This window comes from Bacteroides acidifaciens (assembly GCF_024623065.1).
Classification (GTDB): Bacteria; Bacteroidota; Bacteroidia; order Bacteroidales; family Bacteroidaceae; genus Bacteroides; species Bacteroides acidifaciens.
Map to the genome: position 1 here is coordinate 25,688 of NZ_JANJZR010000034.1, position 18,291 is coordinate 43,978.

At 39.7% G+C, this 18,291-nt stretch carries 19 protein-coding genes and 1 pseudogene; 7 read left to right on the forward strand and 13 right to left on the reverse strand.

Features of this window, described 5'->3' with window-relative positions; translation table 11 throughout:
* Nucleotides 1-65 precede the first annotated feature (65 nt).
* The 4 genes from NSB03_RS11500 to NSB03_RS11515 all read left to right on the forward strand — a co-directional run bounded on the left by NSB03_RS11500 (nucleotide 66) and on the right by NSB03_RS11515 (nucleotide 3,168).
* Nucleotides 66-1,031 carry a DUF8464 domain-containing protein gene (locus tag NSB03_RS11500; protein ID WP_005782049.1) on the forward strand — a complete coding sequence of 322 codons (966 nt, stop codon included), beginning with the start codon at nucleotides 66-68 and terminating at the stop codon, nucleotides 1,029-1,031.
* A gap of 146 nt (nucleotides 1,032-1,177) precedes the next feature.
* Nucleotides 1,178-1,561 carry a MobC family plasmid mobilization relaxosome protein gene (locus NSB03_RS11505; protein WP_024987964.1) on the forward strand — a complete coding sequence of 128 codons (384 nt, stop codon included), beginning with the start codon at nucleotides 1,178-1,180 and terminating at the stop codon, nucleotides 1,559-1,561.
* Nucleotides 1,527-2,444 (forward strand): relaxase/mobilization nuclease domain-containing protein, encoded by a 918-nt coding sequence (locus NSB03_RS11510; protein ID WP_024987965.1) that lies wholly within the window; start codon nucleotides 1,527-1,529, stop codon nucleotides 2,442-2,444. Before NSB03_RS11505 ends, NSB03_RS11510 begins: the two co-directional genes overlap by 35 nt.
* 4 nt (nucleotides 2,445-2,448) lie before the next feature.
* Nucleotides 2,449-3,168, forward strand: a complete 720-nt coding sequence (locus tag NSB03_RS11515) for a hypothetical protein (RefSeq protein ID WP_117987799.1) — start codon at nucleotides 2,449-2,451, stop codon at nucleotides 3,166-3,168.
* A gap of 55 nt (nucleotides 3,169-3,223) precedes the next feature.
* On the opposite strand, the gene NSB03_RS11520 is transcribed toward NSB03_RS11515, so the two are convergent.
* The 7 genes from NSB03_RS11520 to NSB03_RS11550 all read right to left on the reverse strand — a co-directional run bounded on the left by NSB03_RS11520 (nucleotide 3,224) and on the right by NSB03_RS11550 (nucleotide 7,756).
* Complete coding sequence (locus NSB03_RS11520) at nucleotides 3,224-3,556, reverse strand: helix-turn-helix domain-containing protein (RefSeq protein ID WP_024988418.1); 333 nt, start codon at nucleotides 3,554-3,556, stop codon at nucleotides 3,224-3,226.
* 130 nt (nucleotides 3,557-3,686) lie between these two features.
* On the reverse strand, nucleotides 3,687-4,106 hold the full coding sequence (locus tag NSB03_RS11525; RefSeq protein WP_024988419.1) for an RteC domain-containing protein: 420 nt from the start codon (nucleotides 4,104-4,106) through the stop codon (nucleotides 3,687-3,689).
* Nucleotides 4,060-4,299 (reverse strand): hypothetical protein, encoded by a 240-nt coding sequence (locus NSB03_RS11530; protein ID WP_024988420.1) that lies wholly within the window; start codon nucleotides 4,297-4,299, stop codon nucleotides 4,060-4,062. The genes NSB03_RS11525 and NSB03_RS11530 overlap by 47 nt, the downstream gene beginning before the upstream one ends.
* A 20-nt stretch (nucleotides 4,300-4,319) precedes the next feature.
* On the reverse strand, nucleotides 4,320-4,571 hold the full coding sequence (locus NSB03_RS11535) for a 4-fold beta flower protein (protein WP_128824472.1): 252 nt from the start codon (nucleotides 4,569-4,571) through the stop codon (nucleotides 4,320-4,322).
* 12 nt (nucleotides 4,572-4,583) lie between these two features.
* Nucleotides 4,584-6,875, reverse strand: a complete 2,292-nt coding sequence (locus NSB03_RS11540) for an outer membrane beta-barrel family protein (protein ID WP_024988422.1) — start codon at nucleotides 6,873-6,875, stop codon at nucleotides 4,584-4,586.
* 29 nt (nucleotides 6,876-6,904) lie between these two features.
* Nucleotides 6,905-7,573: a hypothetical protein gene (locus NSB03_RS11545; RefSeq protein WP_024988423.1), complete on the reverse strand. Its 669-nt coding sequence runs from the start codon at nucleotides 7,571-7,573 to the stop codon at nucleotides 6,905-6,907.
* A 21-nt stretch (nucleotides 7,574-7,594) separates the two neighbouring features.
* The gene (locus NSB03_RS11550; RefSeq protein ID WP_167371345.1) at nucleotides 7,595-7,756 is read right to left on the reverse strand and encodes a hypothetical protein; all 162 of its coding nucleotides are present in this window, start codon (nucleotides 7,754-7,756) and stop codon (nucleotides 7,595-7,597) included.
* 71 nt (nucleotides 7,757-7,827) lie between these two features.
* On the opposite strand from NSB03_RS11550, the gene NSB03_RS11555 reads away from it, so the two are divergent.
* Nucleotides 7,828-8,802: an IS982 family transposase gene (locus NSB03_RS11555; RefSeq protein ID WP_024988424.1), complete on the forward strand. Its 975-nt coding sequence runs from the start codon at nucleotides 7,828-7,830 to the stop codon at nucleotides 8,800-8,802.
* Between the two features lie 13 nt (nucleotides 8,803-8,815).
* Here NSB03_RS11555 and NSB03_RS11560 read toward each other — a convergent pair whose 3' ends face one another.
* The 5 genes and pseudogenes from NSB03_RS11560 to NSB03_RS11580 form a co-directional block, all read right to left on the reverse strand.
* Nucleotides 8,816-9,247: a GNAT family N-acetyltransferase gene (locus NSB03_RS11560; RefSeq protein WP_015546400.1), complete on the reverse strand. Its 432-nt coding sequence runs from the start codon at nucleotides 9,245-9,247 to the stop codon at nucleotides 8,816-8,818.
* 99 nt (nucleotides 9,248-9,346) lie between these two features.
* Nucleotides 9,347-9,910, reverse strand: a complete 564-nt coding sequence (locus NSB03_RS11565; protein WP_009860057.1) for a Crp/Fnr family transcriptional regulator — start codon at nucleotides 9,908-9,910, stop codon at nucleotides 9,347-9,349.
* 9 nt (nucleotides 9,911-9,919) lie between these two features.
* On the reverse strand, nucleotides 9,920-10,492 hold the full coding sequence (locus NSB03_RS11570) for a Crp/Fnr family transcriptional regulator (RefSeq protein ID WP_009860058.1): 573 nt from the start codon (nucleotides 10,490-10,492) through the stop codon (nucleotides 9,920-9,922).
* Between the two features lie 228 nt (nucleotides 10,493-10,720).
* A pseudogene (locus NSB03_RS11575) lies at nucleotides 10,721-11,862 on the reverse strand (PDDEXK nuclease domain-containing protein).
* Between the two features lie 25 nt (nucleotides 11,863-11,887).
* Nucleotides 11,888-13,111, reverse strand: a complete 1,224-nt coding sequence (locus NSB03_RS11580; RefSeq protein WP_024988425.1) for a site-specific integrase — start codon at nucleotides 13,109-13,111, stop codon at nucleotides 11,888-11,890.
* Between the two features lie 482 nt (nucleotides 13,112-13,593).
* Between NSB03_RS11580 and NSB03_RS11585 the strand changes: the two genes are divergently transcribed.
* Complete coding sequence (locus NSB03_RS11585; protein WP_024988426.1) at nucleotides 13,594-14,301, forward strand: hypothetical protein; 708 nt, start codon at nucleotides 13,594-13,596, stop codon at nucleotides 14,299-14,301.
* A 255-nt stretch (nucleotides 14,302-14,556) separates the two neighbouring features.
* Here the strand turns inward: NSB03_RS11585 and NSB03_RS11590 are convergent, their stop codons facing one another.
* Nucleotides 14,557-16,665, reverse strand: coding sequence for a BT4734/BF3469 family protein (locus NSB03_RS11590; RefSeq protein WP_024988427.1), 2,109 nt, complete (start codon nucleotides 16,663-16,665; stop codon nucleotides 14,557-14,559).
* 842 nt (nucleotides 16,666-17,507) lie between these two features.
* Here NSB03_RS11590 and NSB03_RS11595 point away from each other — a divergent pair.
* Complete coding sequence (locus tag NSB03_RS11595; RefSeq protein WP_024988428.1) at nucleotides 17,508-18,191, forward strand: energy transducer TonB; 684 nt, start codon at nucleotides 17,508-17,510, stop codon at nucleotides 18,189-18,191.
* Nucleotides 18,192-18,291 lie beyond the last annotated feature (100 nt).

Sequence of the window (18,291 nt, forward strand, 5' to 3'; positions counted from 1 at the left end):
TATGACGGACTAAACAGGACTGGTGCACTTTTCAACTATTTTTTAATCCCCAAAAAGAAAATGTTATGAACATCGAAGATGTGAAACAAATACCCATTGCAGACTATCTGCATAGTTTAGGTTATTCGCCCGTCAAGCAGCAGGGTAACGGCTTATGGTATAAATCACCACTGAGAGAGGAACACGAAGCGTCCTTTAAGGTGAATACAGACCGCAACCTTTGGTATGACTTTGGCGCAGGGAAAGGCGGCAACATCATCGCCCTGGCAAAGGAACTTTACTTTTCCGACAGTCTGCCCTACCTTTTAAAAAGGATAGAAGAGCAGACCCCGAATGTTCGCCCAGTCAGTTTTTCTTTTCCCCAGTGTAGGACAGAACCAAGTTTCCAACATTTGGAAGTCCGGGACTTAACTCATCCGGCATTGCTCCGTTATTTGCAGGGACGGGGTATCAATATTGAGCTGGCAAAAAGAGAATGTAAGGAACTTCATTTTACCAATAACGGGAAGCCGTTCTTTGCTATCGGGTTTCCGAACATGGCAGGAGGTTACGAGGTTCGCAATTCCTTTTTCAAAGGCTGCATTGCCCCGAAAGACATCACCCATATACGGCAGCAGGGAGAGCCGAGAGAGAAGTGTCTGGTATTCGAGGGATTCATGGACTACCTCTCTTTCCTTACGCTCCGGATGAAGAACTGTCCGACCATGCCTGACCTTGACAGGCAGGACTATGTTATTCTTAACTCGACTGTCAATGTGCCGAAAGCCATTGATGTGCTATACCCGTATGAACGCATCCACTGTATGCTTGACAATGATGAGACAGGGTATAAGGCAACACGGGCTATCGAATTGGAATACTCCTACCGTGTGCGTGACTTCTCGCACAATTACAGAGGGTATTCGGACTTGAACGATTATCTGTGCGGCAGGAAGCAGGAACAGAAAAACGCAGCCAGCCAAGTACAGGAAACGAAGCAGAAAACCGGACAACGTGCCGCCCAAAAACAAAAGAGAGGCAGGGGCATTTAATCCGGCAGGATTGCCAGCGGCTGGCGGTTTCATAGGGAGAGCAAGGTTATGTTTCGGTAAACCGAAACTACCTTGCTTTGCTCATCGCAAAGAAAATTTCTCCCGTTGGTCGCAATTTTTAAGACACCATTTAAACGTAAAAACCTATGACGAATATAAAGGATAAGCCGGGGGGACGTCCGGCAAAGAAACGGATAGAGAAGCAGCAACGGGTTGTCAGTACGAAACTGACCGAGTTGCAGTATTACGCCATCAGGAAGCGAGCCGGAGAAGCCGGGTTGCGTGTCAGTGAGTATGTACGGCAGGCAGTTGTTTCGGCAGAGGTCATACCCCGGCTGAACAGGCAGGATGCGGACACCATCCGCAAGCTGGCAGGGGAAGCCAACAACATCAATCAGCTGGCGCATAGGGCAAATGCCGGAGGTTTCGCATTGGTGGCGGTGGAACTGGTGAAGCTCAAAAATAGGATTATTGAAATCATAAATCATTTGTCGGATGATTGGAAAAATAAAAAAGGGAAGCGGTTTTAAGGGCTGTGTGAACTATGTGCTTGGCAAGGAGCAGGCGGTTTTGCTTCATGCGGACGGGGTTCTGACGGAAAGCTGGAGCGATATAATCCGCAGCTTCTGTATGCAGACCGGGATGAATCCCGATTTGAAGAAGCCGGTCGGACACATTGCGTTAAGCTATTCGGCAGTGGATGTACCCAAATTGACGGACGAGAAAATGATAGAGCTTGCACAGGAGTATATGCGTGAAATGAAAATCACCGATACGCAGTATATCATCGTGCGCCACCAAGACCGGGAGCATCCGCACGTACATATTGTATTCAACCGCATAGACAACAACGGCAGGACCATTTCGGACAGGAACGATATGTACCGTAACGAGCAGGTCTGCAAGAAGCTGAAAACCAAACACGGGCTTTATTTTGCTGGCGGAAAAGAACAGGTAAAGCAGCACCGATTGAAAGAGCCGGACAAGTCGAAATACGAGATTTACACGGCTGTGAAGAATGAAATCGGCAAATCCCGTAACTGGCAGCAGTTACAGCAGCGGTTAGCGGAAAAGGGTATCACCGTCCAGTTCAAACGAAAGGGACAGACCGATGAGATACAGGGCATATCCTTTTCCAAAGGCGAATACACATTCAAGGGTTCGGAGATAGACCGCAGTTTCAGTTTTTCCAAACTGGATAAATGTTTCGGGGATGCAGGAATGAATGTTGCCGGAAGCCAACGGCAAACAACCTTCGCACCTGTTCGGGAACAAGTACCTGCACCGGGCAAGGCTGACAGTCCGTTGATAACTGGTTCGCTCGGTCTGTTTTCCGCTTCTTCTCCCCCAGTGGATGAAGAACCTAATTTTAATTTGAGAAAGAAGAAAAAGAAAAAACGACTTAAACTGTAAAGACATGGAGGATAATTTGATTTTAGAGGGGCTTCTCTCTATGGTTACGGAACTGAAAGAGAAGCAGGAAGCACAGGTAACGCCAGCCAGTCGGGAGGAAACTCTCGAACGGCTGGGAGTAATAGAACAAGCGTTGTCGGAACTGCACAGTAATTCGGCTGTTCCCGAAGAAAAGTTGCAGGTTATTCAAAGCCAACTTGACGACATAAGGAGCAGGATGCGAGGTCAGCAGAAGAACATAGAGGACACCAAGAAAATAACATTGGAAACCTACCGTTGTTTCAAGGTAATGATTGATACTTTGGGCTCTTGCAAGATGGATAAAGAGGAAGCTATGCCCTTACCGTTCTATCAACGGATTTACAACAAGGTCGCTTCTTGGATTAGTCCGGGATTGTTTGTTTTTTCGGCAGTGCTGGTTGTCTGTTCCGTTTCCATATTTTTGAATGTCCGTTTGGCTGAACGTATGCAGCAGTTGCAGGACAACGATATGAAATATCGCTATTTGCTGATGCAAGGACAGGCAGACGGGGAAACTCTTGATATGCTGGAAAACAAGTTCAAGTGGCAACGGGATAACGGTTTTATCCGAAGTCTGACCGATTCAGTGATGGATTTTGAATACCGCATCCAAAAGCAGGCGGAAGCGTTGGAACGTGCAAGGCTGTTGAACGAGCAAGCCGAACAGCTAAAGAAAGAAGCCGATAAGTTGGGCAAGCCATAAGCAGGGAAAGCCGGAACAAATGATGAAGTACATTCACCGTTCCGGCTTTTTAGATTTACTTCTTTTTCTTCGTGCAGTGTTCTTTCTCGAACTGGCGTAGCGTGGTAATACTGAACCTTTCTTTGATGAACTCCCGTACATCGGAAGCCTTGTAATACACTTTTCCGTTGATAGTGAAGTATGGCAGCGCACCGAGAGCCCGGTAGCGTTGCAGGGTTTTGATACTTACTTTGAACAGCAGGCACAAGTCCTGATTATCCAATAGGTTGTCATCTTCGGGCAGTACCCTGTCTGCATTGCGTAGTACCCGTACATCTTTGCAGAGTTCTTCCAGTTTGGCATACAGCTTCTGCATCCATTCACCAAATTCGTCATTCTCTATATACATAATTGCTTCATGTTTCAGGTTATACATTCTTATTTGTCAATCGATTGATGAAGCAAAGTTCTAAAAATGGATGCAAAGAAATTATAGGGGAACTAATGGAATCCCCTATAAATAAACCATAAGTTGCTGATTATCTATATCCTTTCTTGTCATGTTCCTTTTTGATTAGGTCTGCCAGTCCATTAAGAAATTCGGTCAGTTTGCCCGGCTTCCGTTTTATCACGTCCTCATGTTTTTGGTAATAGTCGCCTATCTTGATATTGAACAACCATTCAAAGCCTTTAGATAAATCCACCAAATAGGCAGGCTTTCCGTTCTTATATACGATGTCTTTGGAGAGGAACAGACCGCTTACCATTTCCATGATGTTGATAAGAGTTGTTTTGTCTGCAAGAAAAAGAGGAGAAATGATTTGTTTATTAATACATTGCTGTAGTTGGTTCGGGTACTTGATGCGCCATTCAATAAGGCGTATTTCAGTGTTTAAAAGCCCTATCGCTTCATCAATTAGATGCAGATAGGGCATTTTTTTCTTGCTCAAACCGTACACGATACGATTTAAGACGGTGTAAACCAAAGGAAAAATAACGCAGTAAAACGTTGTAATCCTGCTCGTTCATACTGGAATCTGCTAAATGGATAGCCAATTCTTCAATGGCTTCTGTTAACTCTAATTCAGAAACTTCATACTGCGAGTATTCCGATAATAAACGGAAAAATCTCTGTTGTAATACACTTTCCATGTAGTGTTGAAATTATATTATTAATCATCTTTGTTTTTCATTTTTACATATCCATTTGCATAATTTCCTACAATATTGTGATTATCATCATAAATATACCCATTGGAATAATATCCTTTAAGTATTCTCTTTGAACTATAAATATACCCGTTAGTATAATTACCAATCGTTTCACCTTGCTTGTCAAATATATATCCATTTCGATAGGTAATCAATGATGTTTTGCATGAACCAAAACATAAAACACTCAGAATTAGTAACAATGTTCTCATATCATTTTTGAATTAGTATCTAAATCTTGATGTATCTACTCCTTTTATCTCCTTTTTCTTATATCCACCAAAGCGATAACTGAAATGCAGAGTAAATGCTCGTGAATAAAATCCGCTATCCATATTCAAGTTTTGCCCTTTGAAACGGACTTTTGTTGCAGGCATCCCTGTATCAAATATGTCATAGCAACGGACAGATAAACTCAATTTATCATTTGCGAAATTCCATCGCAATCCGGCAGTGAGATTAAAAATAGATTCTATATCAAATGTCCCTTGTATGACGGGGGTCTGTACATTTCCCATTAACTCGAAAGACAAATTCTTATTTACTTTAAATGTATTATCCAGTGTGCCGCTAAATACCCATTTCTTACGATTGAAAGGGATGTCGAAAAAATCATCACAGCGTTGGTGCATTTGCATACCGACTAAGGTTAATCGGGAATCCAGCCAGTTTCCTACTTTAAAGGGTAATATGATATTTGCTCCCCACACCTGCATATAGTTCCAATTTGTGTTTTTATAGATTAGTGCCAGCCTGTCAGTAGATTGATAGGCAGCTTGTGTGAAATAATCTGATGTATGCGTGAAAAACAGGCTAAGAATATACTTATTCAAAAAAATATAGCTTCCATTCAGATTATAATTCGTCATTGGCTTCAAATTCGGTGTTCCCCATAATTCTGTATATCCATTAAGATAGCTGACGGAAGATTGCATATCCCAATAGCTTGGATAAGTTTTGTCCGTAGATAATGAAAGTTGAAACACATGTTTCGGTGTTTTAAAATAAGTCAACGATGCTTGTGGATAAACTGCCCATTTATGATAATTTCCAATAGTATAATATTCTCCCGTAGCAGAAACGGATAAAGATGTACCTGTTGTATAGTTTTTGCTCAATGATACATAAAAGCTGGTAGTTTGTTCTCTTAGATTGGAATATGTATTTTGAGTTTGAATGTTACCTGTCACTTTATCATAAGTTTGAAAATCAAGATCTTTGGCAAATCGATAGGAAATTCCATAACCCAGATTCCATCCTTTTGATAGAGATTGTTTCTGGTCTGCATAGATAGAGTAGCGGTCTATTTTTTGTCCACCAACCATAGAGAAACTACTCTGACTTCCATCTTGATAATCAGCATATAGTCTTTGGGCATTATTAGAAGTATAATATGTATAATCACCACCTATGTCAAGTCCGAAGCCTGAATGATATTGCAATGTAATATTGCGCATTTGATTGTCAATATATTTATCGACATTGCTGGTTTGGTAATTGCCTGATGTCCGGCTATTATTATACTGGTCGGGGGTATAACTACCTGTGTATGCTATATTGATATTGTTTTTGTTGTTGAAGTTATACTCAAAAGCTGCTCTAAGGTCGTGTTTCCAGTACTTGCTACGCAACTGTTCATTTTGTATGATATTATGTAGTTCACCTTTTTGTGTATGTTTGGAATCAAGGTCTATGTACTCCATCTTTTTTACGTTATTTGCTCCGTACATTACATCAAAAGCCATTTTGGGAGTTGATAAACGAAAGTTTCCATTCATTCCTCCATCATTGAAATATTGGTTTTTATAGTTAGCACTTATCTCCCCCTGAATAGAGTAGTCGTTTGAATGTTTTAAAACCATATTAATAGCTGCACCCCGTACATGATATTCAGGAGGCGCACTGTACATTACTTCTGCTTTTTCTATACGACTAACCGGAGTATTGCGCAGAATTGTTTCAAGTTGTCCGGCATCCATTGTTGTAGGTTTACCATTTAAAATAACAGTCAGTTTTCCTGCTCCAGCCAAAGTTAGTATTCCTCTATCTTCTTGTACTCCCGGTATCTTTGTCAATGCTTCATAAGCATTGTTTACGAGTTGATTTTGGGTAAGAACAGCAAGATTATATCCTAAAAGTCCATTCTCTACTTTTGCAAAAGGATGTTCTGCTTTTATAATAACTTCATCCAAAGCATAGTCTTGAGGTTGAAGTTGAATAGTTCCAGCATTATTTCCCTTACCTACCATTTGTTTAGTCTCATATAAAAGGTGTTGTATTATCAAGCGGTATTCTTTCTGTTGGCTTTTAAAAACGAATATGCCGTCGGAATTGGAAATGGATGCGCCTATATAGGTCGAATCCATTGCTTGCAAAATAATAGTCGCACCGTCTATAGGTAGTTGTTTGTCATCTATTATTTTTCCGTTAATCGTTTGCCCCCAAGCGACTGTTTGATAGCAACCTAAAAATAGGTAGAAAAATGTCAATGTTATTATTTTATTTAATCGCATCATACGAATTCAGTTTATTGATTACAAAACTATTAAAAGGTAAAAGAAACTCCTGCACCAAAGAACCATTCCCATCTTCTTTGTATTATGTTATATTGGTAGTTCGTTTGGGATTTAATAGTGACATATTTGCCTATCTCATATGAAAATCCTGCTCCTATCTGATAAGGGATAGAAGTTGCAGGAAGTATCACACTCCGTTTTTTATCCAGTGTATAGTTTCCATATACACTAAAATATAGTTTCTTATTTAAAGGAATAGCCATATTTGTATTTTGTTGAATCTTTATAAGAGGTAGATTTTTATCTATCCGACTATTGAACATAAGGCTTTTGCATTTTAGATTTCCATTCAATAGATTATTGTTATGATTTAATTTATTGTGAAACGTTGTGGCGCACCCAATATTTGCTACATTCGGAAAATCTTCTTTAAAATCAATATCTAACCTAAAATCATCCCAGTATCTATTATCGTCTTTTGGCGAATGACCAATAATAGACTGTTCTAATTCCCTTTTAAAAGCATCATCAATATGGATAGGCATTTCTCCTTTCAGCATTTTAGCCAATCGGACAGAATCGTTTGGAGTCCACCCGTTTTGTACTTGTGCATTGACTGGACGGGCGAGAAATAAAAAAAACAACAAAAATATTGCTGTTTTCCAAACGTTTGAAATTATCTGATTAGTCGCATCCACACTTCATTTAAGCCTTATCCGTTAATACATCTTCTTCAACGTCCACACCATCTTATTGGGATTATAGGCTTCGGGGGTGAAGACAGAAGTAGGGGCATCATCGTTACTACAATTTGTCAGACATAACATGGCGCAAATAATGAATGTGGAAAGCACCATACATAAAGTAATTTTCTTTTTCATCTTATCTCTATTTTAAGTGATTGACAATAATTATATATACCCGTTGGCGGAATTAAGAATATAAAATATTTATGTATAAAAAGTTGTGCATGATATTGATTATTAGTATATTAATGGTTCCTAATCAATTAATAGCTAATTCATATATGCACAACCTATATGCAATATTCGCAAAATTTCTCGACATCTGCAAGCAGTTTGCAGGGAATTTGGTCAACAAGCAAGGTAATATACCTCGATGTGGTGTCGTTCCCAGATTTTCCGACTTGGAAGTAGTTGCTCTGGGTATGGCTTCTGAATCCATTGGCATTGACAGTGAATCCCTTTTGTTTGTTAAACTGAGAGAATATCAATCTGAGATTCCTCATTTAATATCCCGTCGGCAATACAATGACAGGAGAAAGTTCACGGCTTCTCTTTGTGCTGCCATTCGAGAAAAGATGGCAGCAACTATTGATGGTGGCGAAGACTACTTCTGTATAGATTCAAAACCGATAGAAGTTTGTCGTCCTGCTCGTGCCAAGCGATGTTCTATGGGCAAAAATGAAATAGAGAAAGCTCCATCGTTTGGATATTGTGCATCACAAGGAGTTTATTACTACGGCTATAAGTTACATGCCGTGTGCGGATTGAGTGGGGTTATTCATTCCTTTGACTTGACAAAAGCAAGCGTACATGACATTCATTATCTGAAAGATGTCAAAGTGGATTACTCTGACTGCACAGTAATTGGAGATAGAGGCTATATCAGTGCTGATGTACAGCTGGACCTTTTTGAGACCGCCCATATCAGATTGGAAGTTCCGTATAGAAGCAACCAGAAAGATTGGAAACCGACATTGGCATGTTTCGCCAAGGCAAGAAAAAGAGTAGAAACTCTATTCTCACAGCTTTGTGACCAGTTTATGATTGAACGAAATTATGCGAAAGACATAGAAGGATTGTTTACCCGAATTATCGGCAAAATTAGCGCACTGACAATCCTACAATATATTAACTACAAAAATCAAAGACCTATTGGCAGAATTAAATATGCGCTAATTTAATTCCGCCAACGGGTTATATATTTCTCTTCATAGGGATACTAACAATACCTTTATTAATCTCTTTTTCACCCACTTTTTTGAAGCCTAAAGATGTATAAAAAGTTTCTGCATAGGTTGAAGAATTAACTGTTATATAAGTGAAATTACAATTGCTCATCATATAATCAAATAGCGATTTCCCTATTCCTTGCTGATGATAGTGTGGCAAGACAAAGAAGAGGGATATATGTTGCCTTTCTTGATGTACACCGATTATTCCTATCAATAAATGATTGTCAAAAGCACCATATATGTCAAGTGTATTCATCAACGATGTGTCATACACGAAACTTTTAAAGGTTTCAATACCTTCTTGGGTGAAATCATTCCTGCCACATTCCATATATACTTGATAGGACAAATCAGCCGCATTATTATATTCTTCTTGTGTTAATTTACGTATCATATCAATGTTATTAAATCATGAATGCAAAATACGGAAGAATAAAGAAAAAAGGTCTTGACAATTGTCAAGACCCCGGTATAATGGATGTTAAAAGATTGGCTATTTCTCCAGTTTGCGGCGTATGCGACTAACTGTTTCAGGAGTAACCCCTAAGAAAGAAGCTATACTTTTCAAGGGTATAGTATCTTTAAGGTCAGGACAACGTTTCATTAGTCTTTGATATCGTATTTCAGGTGTACAATACGAATCGAGCAATCGTTCATACACCATTTCATATAGATTTTCAGCTACATATCTTCCTAATCGTTGAGTTTCCATATTCGTTTCCCAACATTCTATAATATCATGGCGTGATATTTCATAAACAGAACAGTCTGTTAACGCTTGAATGCTCACTGCTGACAGACAACTTTTCATAAAAGAAGAATAGTCACATACAAATTCATCGGTAAAAGCATATCCTACAATGTGTTCTTCTCCTTCTTCGTCAATATGCGTATATTGAAATGTGCCATGTTTTACCCATCCAGCAAAACGTTCCACCTCATTTTGCCGGATAAAGAAATCTTTCTTATGGTAAGTACGCAATATCCCTTTTCTCGCAAATAAATCTTTTACATGGGAATAGTCCAAATTGTTGAGATATGTATTAAAATCATTCATTATCGTAAGCTATTTATTCAGTCCACGGCGTATGCGACTGATTGTTTCCGGTGTGACTTGCAAGAAAGAAGCAATCTCCTTTAACGTAATGTACTCTTGAATATTGGGGCATCTATTCAATAAGTCAAGATACAGCTCTGCTGTGGTCTTGCAGTACATATCCATTAATCTATGATACATTAATAAGTATGATTGTTCAACAAGCGTACATTTTAGTTGCATGGTTTCTACATTTGCAGCAAAGAATTCCTCCACTTTTGAATAGGACATATAACAAATCTTTGTATCGCAAACGGCTTCAATTGTTACTAATGACGGTTGATTGGGTTCTATAAGAGTGCATAAACTTCCTGCAAATTCTCCGGAGAAAGTATATCCTACTATGTGTATGTTTCCTTTTTCATCCACACGAGTATATCTCAATAAGCCGTGTTCAATATAAGCTCCCCGATGATTCACTTTGCCTTGAATAGTGAATCGTTCGCCCTTTTTGAGTTCGATATAAGTACCATGTTCCAAAATGAACTGCTTTAGCTGTTCTAATTTCGAATGGTTGGCATATTGTGAGTTAAAATCTTCCATACTATAAACTAATTACAATTGAAATATAGAATAACTTCGTGAGTTGTTCTCTCAAAAAGCAAAAATAGATTCCTGACTTTATCAAAACATCTTCTCTTTTTTTAATCCACTTTATTGTGAGTTTAGTTTGTGCTTTTGTATATATATCCAAAACGAACTAGACTTATTTCTATTGACTGAAAGTATATGCTGGCGAAAGAAGAAATAACCTTTTTCTTTTCGCCAATTTTAAAGTTTGTAACTCTCATAGTTTGAGGAAGAAATGAACTCTTTTATTTCTTCTTCTGTTGGAAGCTCTATCCTATACTTCTGTACAAAGATATTTGGGTCTAATCCGGCTGTGGCATACTTTACTAATGTATCTCCCTTTTCAGTGCAAAGCAGAATACCGATAGGTGGATTATCATCCGGCTGCATCACTTCCGCTTTGAAATAGTTCAGATACATATTTAGTTGCGAAGCATACTCATGGTGGAACTTGTCTATCTTCAATTCTACAATAACATGACATTTCAAAATACGGTGATAGAACACAAGGTCGGCAAAGAAATAATCTTCATCAATCAAGATGCGTTTTTGCCGGGCTTCAAAGCAGAAGCCATGTCCCATTTCTAACAGGAAGTGTTGCAGGTTGTCAAGAATGGCTTGTTCCAAATCAGTTTCTGTCACCAATGCACGTTCATTCAACCCTAAGAACTCCAAAGTAACAGGAGTATTGATAACATCTTTAGGTTGTAATAAGGTTGCTTGTTGCTGGACTAAAGCGGAGAGGGCTTCTTTGTTTTTGGATAGTCCGCTACGTTCGTAATATAAAGATGCGATTTGTCGCTCCAACTCCTTTACAGACCAGCAGCCACGAATAGTTTCCATTTCATAGAAAGCACGTTTTACCGGGTTCTCAATTCCCGATATAGTGTTTAAATGGGTGGAAGATAATTTATTGAATAATCTATCAGCTGGAATCATCCATGTTTCGGTTTGTGGGTATTCTGTTGATAGTTTCCAAACTCCACTTTCAGATTCGGCGGTCATCAACCGCCGAGTTGGTTCAGTGAATTCGGCGGTCAATGACTGCCGAATTTGAATTTGTGATGCAATGTATTGTGTAACAGGTTTTTTTAGTTGTGGATAAACAAGATACAACCGCCTAAATTCACGGAATCTACGTTCATTCAGCCCTTTTGTTTTCAGTCGTTGTTCCAGCTTCTTCAACAGTTGTTCACCGTAGGCGGCACGGTCTTCAATTCTACGATATAGCAACCCATAAGCCAGTTACGGGAAGTAAGGGCAAGGTTTACAGCATGTGCGGCTTGTGCCTGCAACGTGTTCTGTATCGTGCTGATATGTTTTACTAATGCTTCAAAGTTCATAGTTACAAAGATAAGTCTTTTATGGTTAAAACTTTAGTTCGGGTAAGCTGTTTATTGCTTCCTCTTTCAATTTATCCACCGCACGGGTGTACTTCTCCGTATGCTTCAATCCGCTATGCCCTAAAAGGCTGGCTACGGTTTTGATATTTGCCCCATTATTCAGAATGTTCACGGCAAACGAATGTCTTGCACAATGCCAGCTTATATGTTTGTCTATTCCGGCTCTCTTTACCCAACGCTTTACTGACTTACAGCAGCTTTCGTAAGTAGGCAAATCGAATATTAAACAGTTTTTATCTGCCGGGGCTTCACCAATGATAGACAATAGACCGTCATTCAAAGGAATAACCACACCACTACTGACAGAATGTCCCTTTGTCTTGCTTTGCTCAAACTTCAATAACCGATTAGCGTAATCCACATTCTTATAGGTAAGGTCTTTTACATCACAGAAGCGCAGACCGCAGTATAAGCAGAAGATAAAAGCCCGTCTGACATTCGGGTTCTCGTTGTCATAATGGCAAGCCGCCAACTTTTGTATTTCTTCGGGAGAAAGAACATCTTTTCGAAGCATTTGGCTATCCACTTTACAGGTAACACTTTTACACGGGTCTTTCAACATTACATCGTGGTCAATCGCATATCGAATAACTTTCTTAAAACGCTGGTAAATGCTTTTAGCTCCCTCACCCACACTTCGGGATTGCAAATAGGCTACAAACTGCTCCATCATTTCTTTGGTAATAAGTTCCGGTTTGATACTAAACTCATTCATGGGGTATTGCTCTTTTAAGAAGTCCTTAAAACGGCTAAGCGCAATTTGTACCATGCGAATATCTTTCTTGGTATAACTGTTGATATAGGCTTGGAAATAGTCTAAGAAATTGACCGTTCTATCTTTTTTTAACCGATAGCCCAACATACTTTCTTTAAATTCCTGCTCACGCTCTGCACGTATCTTTGTGGCAAGTTCCAACGTTTCTTTGTTCCGCTGGCGTTCCGCAGGAGTACGGGGCTTATCTATCAGATACAGACTAAGGTTCTCTTTTCGCCTATTGTGCTTTACTGCAAACTTGGGCTTGCCTTGCATCTTTCCACTATCATAGTACACTTGATTGCCGTTTTCATCTAATACGGGTTTTTCCTCTCTACCTAAATAATACTCTAAGTAAAGGCTAATTCTACCATCCGAGAGCTTATTCTGCTCTAACTTGGGGTTTTCTTTCGTTTTATTTTCTAACTTTGCCATTGTTTAGAGGTTTTATCCCGATTTAGGTACCATAACCGGGTGATTACGCTAAATAGTTGATTTTCTTTTGTTTTCTGATATTGCAAAGGTACAAAAGAAAATGATATTTCAAAGTGTACTAAAAGTGTACTGAATAACAGAAAATGGGCAAAATATGGCAAAAATGGAGAAAATAAGAAATATGCAAGTTGTTGATAATAAGGTGAATAAATTCTTTTGTTTTCCTATGATTTCTATGGTTTGTACCGGGTCTGGGTACTGAGGCGGAGAAAGTTGAAAAACTCTCTCCGCTTTTCTTTTCTACTCCTCGTAACTCATTGGTTTGCTGATAGATTAAATCAAGCACTTTGTTATAAGAATTGGTTCGATATGTTTCAGAGAAATTAAAGATGATATTTCTTATCTTGAATGGCTCGTTTCAATCGAGAAAATGTCCAAAGAGGACTTTAAATTATTGATTATGATTTAATAACTAAAGTGATATGAAAAAATGGATTATTTACGTGCTTGGTGTAATCACAGGTATTATGCTGACATTCGCTTTCGCATTTTACGTTAATCTTTCTAACACTCCGGGAATTATTGGACTTGAAATGTTTGAAGAACCCGGTGATTATATGGAATACTCACAATTTGAAGTATTCCAAGTAGTGCAATCTGGATGCGCATTGGCTTACGCTGATGAATCTTTTGGCTCAATAGTTTTTATTATGCCGAATGAAAGCCAACAGTTCTATGATGACCAAAAAATCGTTCTTAAAAACGACCAGTGCGCTCAACATGTGGGTACTTATAAGTATAGTACTAAAATGGAAATAGAGAAAACAGTACCAGCTATTAGAATAGTTGATGGTGTAGAATTACCGAAATCAAATAGAACTGTTACTGAAAAAAAGGATTTCGGAAAAACATTGTTTGAGAAACCCGGTGAATGTGTAAGTAGGAAAAATTTTGAAGTACAGAAAGTTTTGGATTCTGGCGATGCCATTGCTTTGGAAATTAGAGAAACCATTTCAGAACATGTCTTTACTTCTGATTTAGAAGTCTTAATATTAGCTCAAGAGGGTAGTAATTTTTATAACAATCAAATAGTAAAAGCTCCACAAGGAAAATGCGCAAGACAAATTGGAAACTATAAGTATCAACAGTATGGAAGTACAAAGGTAATTCCTATAATTGCTTTCAAATAAGTCTTTGGCTGATGCCTTCGGACATGAAATGGAAGCAGGACAGGTGGATAGGGGAAGATGCGGATAGGAAGAAGTGGTCTATCATTTCTAACGATAGGAAAGATAAAATCAACTTATAGCAAAACAGTTTTTTATCTTTCAATCTTTCACCTTCTTCTTGAAACTCTTTATTCACCGGCGTTTTATGACGGTGAAAGATGAAAATACGAACAATCAGCATCTGTCATCTTTCACCGGATGTAGCGTTCATCTAAATCATTCTTTTCCCGGCTTGATTCGTACCACTTTATAGAAATTCCCACGTTTGGTATGCACAGAAGGGATTTTGTTCTTCTGCAATATCCTTCCGAACTGTACAATACTGCAAATGGATACATGAATTTTGCTGTCACGTTGTAATTGTTCCAAAATCTCAATAGCGAGCAACTGCTCACATTCTTCTTCCTCTTTGGCTGCTCGGAAATACTCGTGAAATAACTGTTCGGCAATAGGCATTACTTGAAATTCCTGATTATTCATGGTCATCACTTTTTCATCTTCCGTGTCGAACCAGTATCGTTCTCCTTTATGTAAATCGTGCATGGCTTGTGCATACAGTTGTTCATAATCAATAGGCGAGCAGTCAATCGGTCCGGTCAGGGAAATGACAATATAACGTCGGCTGCCGGAAGTATCGGTCAACAAGTCTTTGTGATTGCTTGTTCCGATGAAGGATGCGTAGCGGCGCATCTCCATGGTAGCTGTCCCGTGCGGACGGCGGATGTTGATAACCGGTTTTTGTATAATATGTTTCAAGAATGCCTGTTGGCTGACTCCGTTCTGGTCAAACTCATCCATATTGATGAGCGCAAACCTGTTGAGGGATAATTCCGCATCCCGTTTGTTGCTGAAATCAATGCGGTCGGTATAGTATGATTGTAACTCGGGTGGAAGCAGGCTCCGGCAGAATGTCGATTTTCGGTATGCTTGCGGGCCGACAAGCAGCGGCACGGTGCAGTTTGCATATTTCCGGTCAGTCTGACGCCAATGCGCCACCATATTCAGAAACCAGCGATAAAACAAGTTGGGCCAATGGGGATTGTCGCAGGGAACACGGGTGGCCAGTTCCCGAATCCGATCGCGTCCGTCCCAACGAATATCCAACCCGAATAGAAAATCTTCAATAGGATTGAAAATAGGAACACGGTCGGAATCCAGGTAGCGGATAATGTCCCTGTCCCAAAGGTTGAGCCCTTCCTGTCTCGCATTCATGGCAATGCTGTTGCGTACCCGGGTACTCAAGGGGCGGAAATAAAAGCAAAACGCATTTCGCTCGCGAAATTCCGTGACCGTCGTCATCGTATTATAGCGGAATTCATACCTTCGTTGCATAAACTCTTCCGTCCGGAATTCTAGTACCTGTTCTGCCGACAAGGGAGATTTCTTTCCGAAGCCCTTTTCGCATGTGTATACGTTCTGTACTGTTTGCCGGATAAGGAATTCTTTTTTTCTGGTATAGAAATGAGCGGTCGCCCAACGGATGGTTTCTTCTTCCGGTATCCCCGCCTGAAAGCAATTTTTCGCTACCTGAACCAACAAAGGTTTTAGGTCTTCGTCCGAACGTGCATGAACTCTCGGCGATAACTCGCTTAATGATTGGTATGCATTATTCAAGGCTGCCTCGAAGAGTGCGGACAATGTGTCGAAACTGTCGTATCCCGGAATCAGCCGTTTGAATGGCGATGTTTCTGCCTGTACGGCTTCCTTGTAGGTTGTTTCCGAAGGCATTTCCAACGGTTGCCGCATATAAAATACGGTAGACTCGGGATTATAATAAAGTTCCGGGTCATAAGTCTGTCTGCAGAACTGTTCCAGTGTCGGATTTTTCAGCTCGATGGGATAGGAAAGGACGGGTTGGTACAGGCTGACTGCCTTCCTGTAGGCATGTGCCTGAAAGATTTCCGCTTCTTCTCGTTTTTGGGGAAGTGACTCGTCCGGTCGTGTAAATCGTATCCATATCTTTACGGAATGTCCTCCGGAACCCATGAAGGCTGCAAATGTTTGCGAAAGTTCGGCAGCTTCCTGTTTTACACGGTTCACTTCCATATGGTTTGCCAGGTGATTCACTTCTATTTGTATGATTCCGTTGTATCCGGTCATCTGTATGCCGTTGACTGTCTTGCGGAAGGTTGCGGCGGGGATGACTTTTGTCAGTTTCTTGGCTTCCTCCAGCCGGTAGCCCGGTGACGCGTAACGAATGCTTGTTCGTAGATTGCTGACAGGTTGGGCTTTCGTTTCATGTTTCATCGCTTCCATTTGCAAGTTTATGTCCAGCGTTCGCATGGTTGAGGTATCCCCGTTGTCTCGTGTTAGGGTAAGCTTCATAATAAATATGTTTTTTGTTGATGCCTTTTGCTTAAAAAGGCGAGTAAAGGTATGTTTTATTATCGGGCTCTGCAAATAAATGTCCTGTATTCTTGACTTAGGGCCTTGGATATACTACTTTCCCCGCAGTCTATTAATAGATAACTTCCTTTCTATTAGATGTAAAGTTGCTTTTGATTAATAGCAAAGTTGTTCTTGACTAATTAAAAACTATAAATGAAGGCTTTGATTATAAAATTGCAAGCTTTGTTTTTATAATCAAAGCTTGCGTTTATAAAAACGGAACTTGCATTTAAAGTTTGTAATTAATAGAGAGGAGGTTTATAATCAATGGAAAGGAAGTTTGCTTCTAATAGAACGGAACTTATTTATTAATACTTTGGGCGGAAAGTAGCGGTAGTTTTGAGTGTGGCAAGTAGTGATAGATGAATGATGTGGTGAAAGATTGGGAATGAACTATTAACGTTTGGAAAGTACGATAAACAGACGGTTTTATACAAATCGGTGAAAGATGAAAGATTGTATCCAACTTGCATGTATATAGTCTGGGCTGTTTTTCATTGGTTATTACAAAGATGATGCTTTGTGCTCGTGATGTGGGGCAAGTGGAAGAAAAATATGAAATGATTTGCCATAATGAGGCGAGTGATGATCTTTTCATAAATTTTATCGAAAAGAAGGAAAAAGAATGAAATAAACAAGAGCGAATGTAACAGTCTATCCATAAAAATACTATATTTATTGCAGCTAGAGAGCACTTTAAGTAATGCTTTAAGAAGAAAAACGAAAAGTAGTATATATACTATATATTTTCTATTATTAATTACTTAAACACATTTTTTATGGAAGCCAAGAAATCAAAAAAGGCTGCAATTGAGAATCAACGAGGTTCTTGGTTGTTGATGGGTTTGGTTGTTGCGCTTGCCTTCATGTTCGTTTCGTTCGAATGGACACAGCATGATGTCAGGATTGCGGCATTATCACCAGATGATGAATCCATCTATGTTACAGAGTTAGTTCCAATCACATTCCCGGAAGAGAGACTGGAACCGCCTCCACCTCCCGAAACTAAGGTCGTGGATATATTAGAAATAGTAAAAAACGATATAGAGGTGGCGGATGATGTTTCTACGGTAGGAGAGGACATGGACGCGGCTCCTAACATTGTTTGGATACCACCAGTTGTGGAAGCAGAAGAGGTGGCAGAAGATGTAATACATGAACATGTAGAAATCATGCCGGACTTCCCCGGTGGCATGGCTGCTTTGATGAAGTATTTGGGTACCAATATCAAGTATCCGACTATTTCTCAAGAAATGGGTTCAGCAGGAAAAGTGATTGTTCAGTTTGTTGTTGACAAAGACGGAACGATTACGAATCCGGCAGTGGTACGAGGGGTGGATGCCTATTTGGACAAAGAAGCTATCCGTGTGATAAGCTCTATGCCGAAATGGAAGCCCGGAGTACAGAATGGCAAGAAAGTTCGAGTGAAATATACTGTGCCTGTGGTATTCAGACTACAGTAGTAACTTGGAATGGATGAGTAATGGGGGCTGACTAAAAAGTCCCCACCGAAAAAAAAGTTCTCTCTATCCGCTGATATGAGAGAACTTTTATGTATATTTA

What these genes read in the sequence shown, in the direction of transcription:
- NSB03_RS11500 (WP_005782049.1), top strand. Translation starts at nt 66, where the DNA reads ATGAACATCGAAGATGTGAAACAAATACCCATTGCAGACTATCTGCAT.
- NSB03_RS11555 (WP_024988424.1), top strand. Translation starts at nt 7,828, where the DNA reads ATGTATAAAAAGTTGTGCATGATATTGATTATTAGTATATTAATGGTT.
- NSB03_RS11530 (WP_024988420.1), bottom strand. Translation starts at nt 4,299, where the DNA reads ATGGAAAGTGTATTACAACAGAGATTTTTCCGTTTATTATCGGAATAC.
- NSB03_RS11565 (WP_009860057.1), bottom strand. Translation starts at nt 9,910, where the DNA reads ATGAATGATTTTAATACATATCTCAACAATTTGGACTATTCCCATGTA.
- NSB03_RS11550 (WP_167371345.1), bottom strand. Translation starts at nt 7,756, where the DNA reads ATGAAAAAGAAAATTACTTTATGTATGGTGCTTTCCACATTCATTATT.
- NSB03_RS11560 (WP_015546400.1), bottom strand. Translation starts at nt 9,247, where the DNA reads ATGATACGTAAATTAACACAAGAAGAATATAATAATGCGGCTGATTTG.
- NSB03_RS11585 (WP_024988426.1), top strand. Translation starts at nt 13,594, where the DNA reads ATGAAAAAATGGATTATTTACGTGCTTGGTGTAATCACAGGTATTATG.
- NSB03_RS11595 (WP_024988428.1), top strand. Translation starts at nt 17,508, where the DNA reads ATGGAAGCCAAGAAATCAAAAAAGGCTGCAATTGAGAATCAACGAGGT.
- NSB03_RS11540 (WP_024988422.1), bottom strand. Translation starts at nt 6,875, where the DNA reads ATGATGCGATTAAATAAAATAATAACATTGACATTTTTCTACCTATTT.
- NSB03_RS11520 (WP_024988418.1), bottom strand. Translation starts at nt 3,556, where the DNA reads ATGTATATAGAGAATGACGAATTTGGTGAATGGATGCAGAAGCTGTAT.
- NSB03_RS11505 (WP_024987964.1), top strand. Translation starts at nt 1,178, where the DNA reads ATGACGAATATAAAGGATAAGCCGGGGGGACGTCCGGCAAAGAAACGG.
- NSB03_RS11580 (WP_024988425.1), bottom strand. Translation starts at nt 13,111, where the DNA reads ATGGCAAAGTTAGAAAATAAAACGAAAGAAAACCCCAAGTTAGAGCAG.
- NSB03_RS11510 (WP_024987965.1), top strand. Translation starts at nt 1,527, where the DNA reads ATGATTGGAAAAATAAAAAAGGGAAGCGGTTTTAAGGGCTGTGTGAAC.
- NSB03_RS11515 (WP_117987799.1), top strand. Translation starts at nt 2,449, where the DNA reads ATGGAGGATAATTTGATTTTAGAGGGGCTTCTCTCTATGGTTACGGAA.
- NSB03_RS11570 (WP_009860058.1), bottom strand. Translation starts at nt 10,492, where the DNA reads ATGGAAGATTTTAACTCACAATATGCCAACCATTCGAAATTAGAACAG.
- NSB03_RS11535 (WP_128824472.1), bottom strand. Translation starts at nt 4,571, where the DNA reads ATGAGAACATTGTTACTAATTCTGAGTGTTTTATGTTTTGGTTCATGC.
- NSB03_RS11590 (WP_024988427.1), bottom strand. Translation starts at nt 16,665, where the DNA reads ATGAAGCTTACCCTAACACGAGACAACGGGGATACCTCAACCATGCGA.